General features: G+C 65.3%; 6 protein-coding genes, 3 tRNA genes and 1 pseudogene. 6 read left to right on the top strand and 4 right to left on the bottom strand.

Annotation, left to right across the window (positions count from 1 at the left end; translation table 11 throughout):
• The first annotated feature begins 62 nt into the window (after nucleotides 1-62).
• The 3 genes from A2Z13_08690 to A2Z13_08680 all read left to right on the top strand — a co-directional run bounded on the left by A2Z13_08690 (nucleotide 63) and on the right by A2Z13_08680 (nucleotide 367).
• Nucleotides 63-138: transfer RNA gene (locus tag A2Z13_08690), tRNA-His, on the top strand.
• 12 nt (nucleotides 139-150) lie between these two features.
• Nucleotides 151-225: transfer RNA gene (locus A2Z13_08685), tRNA-Arg, on the top strand.
• 65 nt (nucleotides 226-290) lie between these two features.
• Nucleotides 291-367, top strand: a tRNA-Lys gene (locus tag A2Z13_08680).
• A gap of 93 nt (nucleotides 368-460) precedes the next feature.
• Here A2Z13_08680 and A2Z13_08675 read toward each other — a convergent pair.
• On the bottom strand, nucleotides 461-1,735 hold the full coding sequence (locus tag A2Z13_08675; GenBank protein ID OGP80997.1) for a hypothetical protein: 1,275 nt from the start codon (nucleotides 1,733-1,735) through the stop codon (nucleotides 461-463).
• Between the two features lie 114 nt (nucleotides 1,736-1,849).
• On the opposite strand from A2Z13_08675, the gene A2Z13_08670 reads away from it, so the two are divergent.
• From A2Z13_08670 to A2Z13_08660, 3 genes are read left to right on the top strand one after another with little or no spacing between them, the layout of a single operon-like run.
• Nucleotides 1,850-2,071: a translation initiation factor IF-1 gene (locus A2Z13_08670; GenBank protein OGP80996.1), complete on the top strand. Its 222-nt coding sequence runs from the start codon at nucleotides 1,850-1,852 to the stop codon at nucleotides 2,069-2,071.
• Nucleotides 2,072-2,090: 19 nt separating this feature from the next.
• The gene (locus tag A2Z13_08665; GenBank protein ID OGP80995.1) at nucleotides 2,091-3,014 is read left to right on the top strand and encodes a multidrug ABC transporter ATP-binding protein; all 924 of its coding nucleotides are present in this window, start codon (nucleotides 2,091-2,093) and stop codon (nucleotides 3,012-3,014) included.
• Nucleotides 3,007-4,035 carry a hypothetical protein gene (locus A2Z13_08660; protein OGP80994.1) on the top strand — a complete coding sequence of 343 codons (1,029 nt, stop codon included), beginning with the start codon at nucleotides 3,007-3,009 and terminating at the stop codon, nucleotides 4,033-4,035. Before A2Z13_08665 ends, A2Z13_08660 begins: the two co-directional genes overlap by 8 nt.
• Here the strand turns inward: A2Z13_08660 and A2Z13_08655 are convergent.
• The 3 genes and pseudogenes from A2Z13_08655 to A2Z13_08645 all read right to left on the bottom strand — a co-directional run bounded on the left by A2Z13_08655 (nucleotide 3,995) and on the right by A2Z13_08645 (nucleotide 7,278).
• On the bottom strand, nucleotides 3,995-5,254 hold the full coding sequence (locus tag A2Z13_08655; protein OGP80993.1) for an AmpG family muropeptide MFS transporter: 1,260 nt from the start codon (nucleotides 5,252-5,254) through the stop codon (nucleotides 3,995-3,997). The genes A2Z13_08660 and A2Z13_08655 overlap by 41 nt on opposite strands.
• On the bottom strand, nucleotides 5,251-6,420 hold the full coding sequence (locus tag A2Z13_08650; protein OGP80992.1) for an aldolase: 1,170 nt from the start codon (nucleotides 6,418-6,420) through the stop codon (nucleotides 5,251-5,253). The genes A2Z13_08655 and A2Z13_08650 overlap by 4 nt, the downstream gene beginning before the upstream one ends.
• Nucleotides 6,417-7,278: pseudogene (locus A2Z13_08645) on the bottom strand (aldehyde:ferredoxin oxidoreductase). Before A2Z13_08645 ends, A2Z13_08650 begins: the two are co-directional and overlap by 4 nt.

The following is a 7,278-nucleotide window of genomic DNA, read 5'->3' as shown; positions in this document are numbered from 1 at the left end:
ATTTGGCGTTGACCCTCCGCGGGGCGGTTTGTATAATCCTTTTTCTGCTGTTCGATCGTGTGGTGAGTGTAGCTCAGTTGGCAGAGCACCAGGTTGTGGCCCTGGTGGCCGTGGGTTCAATCCCCATCACTCACCCCAATTTTTCCAAGAGCGCCTGTAGCTCAGGGGATAGAGCACCGGCCTCCGGAGCCGGGTGCGGAGGTTCGATTCCTCCCAGGCGCGCCAAGATTTTTGACATGACGCGATGCGGAATCGAACCCTCCCAGGCGCGCCAAGTTCTTTCACAGAGTGGGCCATTAGCTCAACCCGGCAGAGCAGCTGACTCTTAATCAGGAGGTTGAAGGTTCGAATCCTTCATGGCCCACCAGGAAAATCTAGGGGTTGCGGTTTTGGCCGCAACCCCTTTTCCATGATCGCCGGTTGCGGAGCGGGATGACCACCTGCGTGCGGTAGAGGAAACCTATTTTATTTTTACGAATTCCACCCTCCGGTTGTTTGCCCGTCCTTCCGCCGTTTCGTTCTTGTCGATCGGCTTCGTGTCGCCCCACCCCTTGGACTGGAGCCGGTCCGCGGCGATCCCCTTCCCTTCGAGCCACGCCTTGACCGAGCCGGCGCGCCGCTCCGACAGCGGCTGATTGACCCCCTTGCCGCCCTGGTTGTCCGTGTGCCCCTCGATGGAGAACTTCAGAGACGGGTCCTTCTCCAGAAGGGCGAGGATTCCCTTCAGGGTCGGCAGGGACTCGGGCTTGATCCGGTCGGAACCGGTGTCGAAGAGGATTCCGTGGGTGACGATCTTCCCATCCGTGTCGAGGGCGGACTTGATGTCCTTTCCCCCCTCGGCCAGCCGGAAGTTGGTGAACATGACGTTCGGGCAGAGCCAGTGGCCCGAGGGACCCATGAAGATGCCGACATGTTTGACCGGGCGGGCGATCCCGTCGGGGTCGTTCGCCACCCGGTCCTGGTCCACGTACGCCTTCACGAAGGTTCCGTTGACGCTGACCGCGACGTGGTGCACCTTCCCGTCCCCCTTGCGGATCGCCGTCCTCGTGTTCTTGGAGCTCCCGTCCTCCGGCCGGACCACGATCGACCCGAGTTCGGCGTTTCCCCCGTGCACGCTCGTATCGTCTTTCGCCAGCAGGAGGACGTATTCGGTCTGGGACTGTTTTTCACCCGGGGGGCAATACGCAAACACCGCGTCGAACTCCACGGTGAACTTCTGCGGGAGATCCCCCTTCGTGCTCAGCCGCACGAACTGGCGCGAATAGTACTGGGAATCCTGCTTGCTGGCCGCCGGCTGGCTCCGGAGGAAGTTCCGACCCTGGGACTGGACCACCTCGACGGCGTTGCTGGTTCCGTGGCCGGGGCCGTTGAGGGTCCACTTCCTCGGGAACTCCCCCACGTCCGTGTCGCTGAAGTCGTCGAAGAAGATCACCTTGTCGCCGGGGATGAAGTCGTACTTGGTGTAGATCTCCTCTGCGGCCGCGATGTCCCTTGGGCTCTCCGAATCTGCGGCCGGAGCGGCCTCCTTCGCGGAAGCCTCTTTCCCGGTTTCCTTCTGTGCGCCTTCCTGGGGCGCCGATCCCTTCGCTTTTCCCTTGGCGCCCTCGATGGCGGTATCCGCCGCCTTGTCCGCCCCCTTTTTCCCCATGCCCTCCAGGGCGCCTTTCGCATCCTCCAGCCAGCCCGCGTAGGCGGGTGCGAGGACTATGCCGATCATCAGGATCGGTGCGATCAAGAATCGTCTTCGCATGGGTCACCACTCCTTCGAAAGTAGATAGATGGCACCAAATTGTTCATTTCCGGGGACCATGCTTAATGATACAGTATCTCCCTCGGAGGAATCTACGGAATGGCCAAGGACGATCTGGCAAAACTGGAAGGAACGGTCACCGCCGCGAGGGGCGGAGGGACCTACATTGTTACCCTGGAAAACGGAGTGACGCTTTCGGCGAAACTCAGCGGCAACATGAAGCGGTTCAAGATCCGCGTCATCGTGGGGGACAAGGTCACCGTCGGAGTGTCCCCGTACGATCCCACCCACGGGCTCATCATCCACCGACAGAAGGTCTGATATTCCACCGGCCGGGGCGGTGAATCCTGCGGTCTCCATCGTCGGCCTCGTAAAGCGCTACGACCGGGTGGTAGCGGTCGACGGGCTGGACCTCACGGTGCGGACCGGAGAGTGTCTCGGACTTCTGGGCCCCAACGGCGCCGGCAAGACGACAACGATCGAGATCCTGGCGGGGCTGCTGGCCCCGACGGCGGGGGAGGTCCGGGTGTTCGGCCGCCGGTGGGGGGAGGACGACCAGGCGCTGCGCTCCCGCCTCGGGGTATCGCTGCAGGAGACCCGGTTCCCCGAACGGCTCAAGGTCGCCGAAGTGGTTTCGCTCTTCCGGAGTTTCTACCCGAGAGGCCGGGACGTGCGCTCGGTGATCGCGGAGGTGGGTCTCGAGGAAAAGGCCGCCTCGTGGACGAGCAGGCTCTCGGGGGGTCAGCGGCAGCGGCTGGCCCTTGCCTGCGCCCTCGTGGGCGACCCGGAGCTTCTGATCCTCGACGAGCCGACGACCGGGCTCGACCCGCAGGCGCGGCTCCACATGGGGGACACGATCCTCGGCTACCGTACGCGGGGGCGTACGGTGCTCGTGACGACCCACTACATGGAGGAAGCGCACCGGCTCTGCGACCGGGTGGCCATCATCGACCTCGGAAAAGTGATCGCGCTGGGCACGCCGGCAGAGTTGATCGCAACGCTGGGCGGCGACCTCGTCGTCGAAGTGGAGCTTGCGAGCGGCTCGGTCGAGGACGACGCGGTGAGGTCCGTCGAAGGGGTCCGGGCCGTCCGGCGGTCGAACGCCACGATCCTGGTGACGGCTTCCGAGGCCCACGTCACCGTCCCCGCGCTGCTCGACCTGGTTCGAGGCAGCGAGGCGGCGCTGTCGCACCTTACCCTTCGCCACGCGACGCTGGAAGATGTCTACGTTTCGCTCACGGGGAGGCACCTGCGCGATGAGTAGCCCCCTTGCGCACCTCGTGCTGGCCCGGCTCCGGGAAAGCTTCCGCCAGCCCGAGACGATCTTCTGGACGTTCCTGTTCCCGGCGCTCCTCGCGGTTGCGCTCGGGGTCGCCTTCCGCGGGGGAAAGCTCGACCCGTCCGCCGCGGTGGTCGTCGCGGCCGACGGGTACGACCGGATCGTCCGGACGCTCGGCTCGGACAATTCGATCCGGGTGGAAGTGCAAGACCGCAGGACCGCGGAGCATCAGCTCCGGACGGGGCGGGCGGCCATCCTCGTGATCCCGGGGAATCCTCTCGTGTACCGCTTCGACCCGACCCGGACGGAGAGCCACCTGGCGCGGGCCGCCGTGGATGCGGCGATCCAGCGGGCGGCCGGGCGCCCCGATCCCGTGCCCGTCGCCGACGAGCGCGTCACGGAACCGGGCTCGCGGTACATCGATTTTCTCATCCCGGGCCTTCTCGGGATGAACCTCATGGGGGGCGGGCTCTGGGGGATCGGGTGGTCCATCGTGGAGATGCGCACCCGGAAGCTGTTGAAGCTCCAGCTGGCGGCGCCGATGCGGCGGAGGGACTTCCTGCTCTCCCACATCCTGACCAGAATGTGCTTCGTCCCTCTCGAAGTGATCCCGCTCCTTGTCCTGGCAGGATGGATCTTCAACGTGACGATGGCCGGGTCGGCCCTCGGTTTGACGGTCGTCGTGGCCGCCGGCGCGTTTTCCTTCGCGGGCTTGGGGACGCTGCTGGCCAGTCGAGCCCGCACCACCCATATGATCTACGGGCTGATCAACCTCTGCACCCTGCCGATGTTCGTCCTGTCGGGAGTCTTTTTCTCGACCAGCCGGTTCCCCGACGCGCTGCAGCCGTTGATCAAGGCTCTGCCGCTCACCGCCTTGATCGATGCGCTGCGCGCGGTCATCAATGACGGCGCATCCGTCCTTTCACTGGGGCCGCAGTTCCTCGTTCTGGGACTTTGGGGGGTCCTCAGCTTCGCGGGGACGCGAGCGCTGTTCCGGTGGTCGTAGGGGAAGGGACCGTCCACCGGGGGTAGAGGAGCAGGAGGAGAAGGCCCGGAACGGCGGACAGCATGCTGACCAGGAAGTAGAGCTCCCACCCGATGGTTTTCGCCAGGTATCCCGTCGGCGCCCCGACGATCACGCGGGTGATCGCCATCAGGCTGGTGAGGAGCGCGTACTGGGTCGCGGTGAAGCGCTTGTTGCAAAGGCTCATCAGGAAAGCGACGTACGCCGCCGTCCCCATCCCGCTGCAGAGGTTCTCCAGCCCGATGGCCGCCACCATCATCGGGTAGTGATGCCCAAGGCGCGCAAGCGCCAGGAACGCCAGCGTGGAAACCGACTGCAGGATCCCGAAGAGCCAGAGAGAAGCTTTCATTCCCGCCCTCGCCACCACGGCGCCTCCGGCAAGCGTCCCCACGATCGTGGCAACCATGCCGAACCCCTTGGTCACGGCCCCGATATCGGTCTTGGTGAACCCCAGTTCGAGCATGAAGGGGGTCGTGAGCGCCGTCGCCATCACGACGTCCAGCTTGTAGAGGATGACGAACAGCAGGATCCCCAGGGCTCCCGGCCGCGAAAGGAATTCGACGAACGGCTGCGCCACCGCTTCCTTCAGGCTGGCCGGCGGTCGTTCCTCGAGTTGCGGCTCGGGGGAAAAAACGGAGGCGGCGACGCCCACGAGCATCGATCCCGCCATCAGCAGGTAGACGGTCTTCCAGGGGAGCCGGTCCGCCAGGATCAGGGCGAGCGCGCCCGAGGTCAGCATCGCGATGCGGTACCCCAGGATGTGCACGCCCGCGCCGGGCCCCAGCTCGACGGGCTCGAGGACCTCCGTGCGGTAGGCGTCCACGACGACGTCCTGGCTGGCGCTCACGAAGGCCACCAGGAACGCAAGGACGGCGAAAAGGGTGGTCGCTCCCGAGGGGTTGGAAAACGCCATCGCGGAAATCGCGAAGACCAGCCCGAGCTGGGTCACGAGCATCCATCCGCGCCGCCTTCCGAGAAATGGCGGGATAAACCGGTCCATCACGGGCGCCCAGAGGTATTTCACGGTGTACGGGAGGCCGACCAGGGAGAACACGCCGATCACCGTCAGGTCGATCTTGTCGGTCGCCATCCAGGCCTGGAGCGTCGTGCCGGTCAGCGCAAGGGGGATCCCCGAGGAGAAGCCCAGCAGAAGGACCCAGAACAGGCGGGGGCTCCGGAATACGGCGAGGAGGGATTTCATCCCGGAAGCTTCGCCGTCAGACGCCGGAAATATTCCTGCCGGCACCAGTTCTCCACATCGACCATCGCTTTGAAGGCCTCGGCGAAGTCCGTTTCCCCCACGGTGAAAACTCCGTGCCCGTACACAACGGCTTTCCGCGGCAAGGCGATGACCGGCGGGACCCGCTTCGCAAGGCCGCCGGCCCCGATTTCCCCGGCGACCACCGGCGTGTCTCCGAGCAGCCGAACCTTGTCGCAGTCCCTCCAGCAATCCTTGACGGGGCAGTCTTTCTCCTCGCAGAGCAGGCTCATGACGACGGCGAACTTGGGGTGGCCGTGAAGAATCGTCCGCGCCCCGCTCACCTCGTAGATCCGCCGGTGTGCCGGGAGCTCGCTGGAGGCGGTGATCCCCGTGGTGGAGGAGTCGTCCATGGGGACCGGGTCGATGCGCCCGGGCAGATCGTCGAGGCTGGCCGCGGTCTGGGAGATGTAGATCGTGCCGCCTGCGCGGCAGGAGAGGTTGCCGAAGAAGGAGTCCACCAGCCCTCGCTCCACGGTGTACCGGCCGACGGCCGCCACTTCGGCGAGGATTTCCCCCGGTTCCTCCAGGGGGCCGCTTCGAAATACGATCCCCTCGGCGGAGAGCGGCCGCAGCCAGTCACGACGGAAGGAATCGAACGCCTCCTTCTCCCCGCGGAGGAGAAACCCGTCCGCGAGGACTTCGAGCAGGTATGTGACGAAGGCCGCGTGGAAGACGGAGGAGTAGTTGATGTAGGCCTGCTCGACCGTCACGCTGCCGCCGGCGACGATCCCCAACCCCTCCGCAATCATCCCCTTGCGGTTCCTCAGCAGGCGCCCGATACGCGCGGGGGGATCCTCAACCAGTTCCTCCCGGCGCAGGAAGGGGATGTCGTGCAGGAAGGTGCGCGTCTCGGTGTCCTGCGGCACGATGCGGGACTCCCCGGCCTTCGCGCGGCGAACCAGGAAGTCGGCGAACGGCAAGGAGGGTCGGGCGGCCACAAGACCCAGACAGTCCAGGGAAGATAGGATCCTCTCGCACAGGCGGGCGAGCGTAGCGTTCCCGTCCGAGAGGAGGACGTCGTCGTGCGCGGCGAACGCAATGTGACCGGGGAGCGCGGACCGGTCGGCCAGGAGCTTTCCCGTGTACTTTGCGATCTGGTCCCTCACGGAAGCCTCGAAAGGAAGTCCGGGTCGGGGAACGTCCCTCGGGAGGTGAGCCCGCGGATGCGGTAATACTTCTGCAGCTCTTCCTCGAACCGCTTCTCGTCGATGGGGGGGATCTCGATCCCCTCCCCGCTGGAGCCCGGCTCCCGGAAGAAACGCTCGGGCAGCCGGTCGTCCTTCGCGTCGAACCCGTTGGCGCAATTGTAAAAACGTTCGGTCAGGTAGATGCGCTCTCCGATCTCCTTGAGGGACTGGGGGCTGAACTCCTCGCCGGTGACCGCCGAAAGGAGCTCGGCGTACTCCTCCAGCGTCGCCCCGAAGAAGGAGAACTTGCAGGCCGCCAGGGAATCGACGGCGGCGTTCGTGTCCTCGGCGATCTTGATGATGCGCGCTTTCCCAGAGAAGGAGAACCGATCGGTTGCAACGGGATTCCGCAGGATCTCGTGCGAGATGGGATAGGCGCTCAGGTGGCATCCTCCCCGGTTGCTGGTGCAGTAGGCCAGGGCCATCCCGTAGGCCCCCCGCGGGTCGTAGGCGGGAAGCTCGAGAGACTTGACGCTCATGGAAAGCGCGGGATTTCCCAGCATCTCCGTCACGCGGCGCGATCCCTGCGCCAGCAGGTCGCCGTCCCCCCGGCGATAACCGATATCGGCGAGGAGCGCCTCTACCTCTTCGGCCCCGGGGAACCGGCCCCTTCCTTCCCCCCAGGCGGCCAGGGTGGCGGCGGCAGAGATGGTATCCATCCCGAGCTCGTTGCACAGGTGGTTCGAACGGACAATGACGCGCAGGTCGTCGATTCCGTTCAATGCACCGAAGTGGGAGACGGTTTCATATTCGGGAAGAGGCATCCCGTCCCTGTCG

It is taken from the genome of Deltaproteobacteria bacterium RBG_16_64_85 (genome assembly GCA_001798885.1).
Lineage (GTDB): Bacteria > Desulfobacterota > Deferrimicrobia > Deferrimicrobiales > Deferrimicrobiaceae > FEB-35.
Note: the sequence above shows the minus strand (reverse complement) of the source record. Positions and strands in the feature narration are given on the sequence as shown.

Excerpts from the sequence above, each read along its gene's own strand:
- A2Z13_08660 (OGP80994.1), top strand. The coding sequence starts at position 3,007 with ATGAGTAGCCCCCTTGCGCACCTCGTGCTGGCCCGGCTCCGGGAAAGC.
- A2Z13_08670 (OGP80996.1), top strand. The coding sequence starts at position 1,850 with ATGGCCAAGGACGATCTGGCAAAACTGGAAGGAACGGTCACCGCCGCG.
- A2Z13_08655 (OGP80993.1), bottom strand. The coding sequence starts at position 5,254 with ATGAAATCCCTCCTCGCCGTATTCCGGAGCCCCCGCCTGTTCTGGGTC.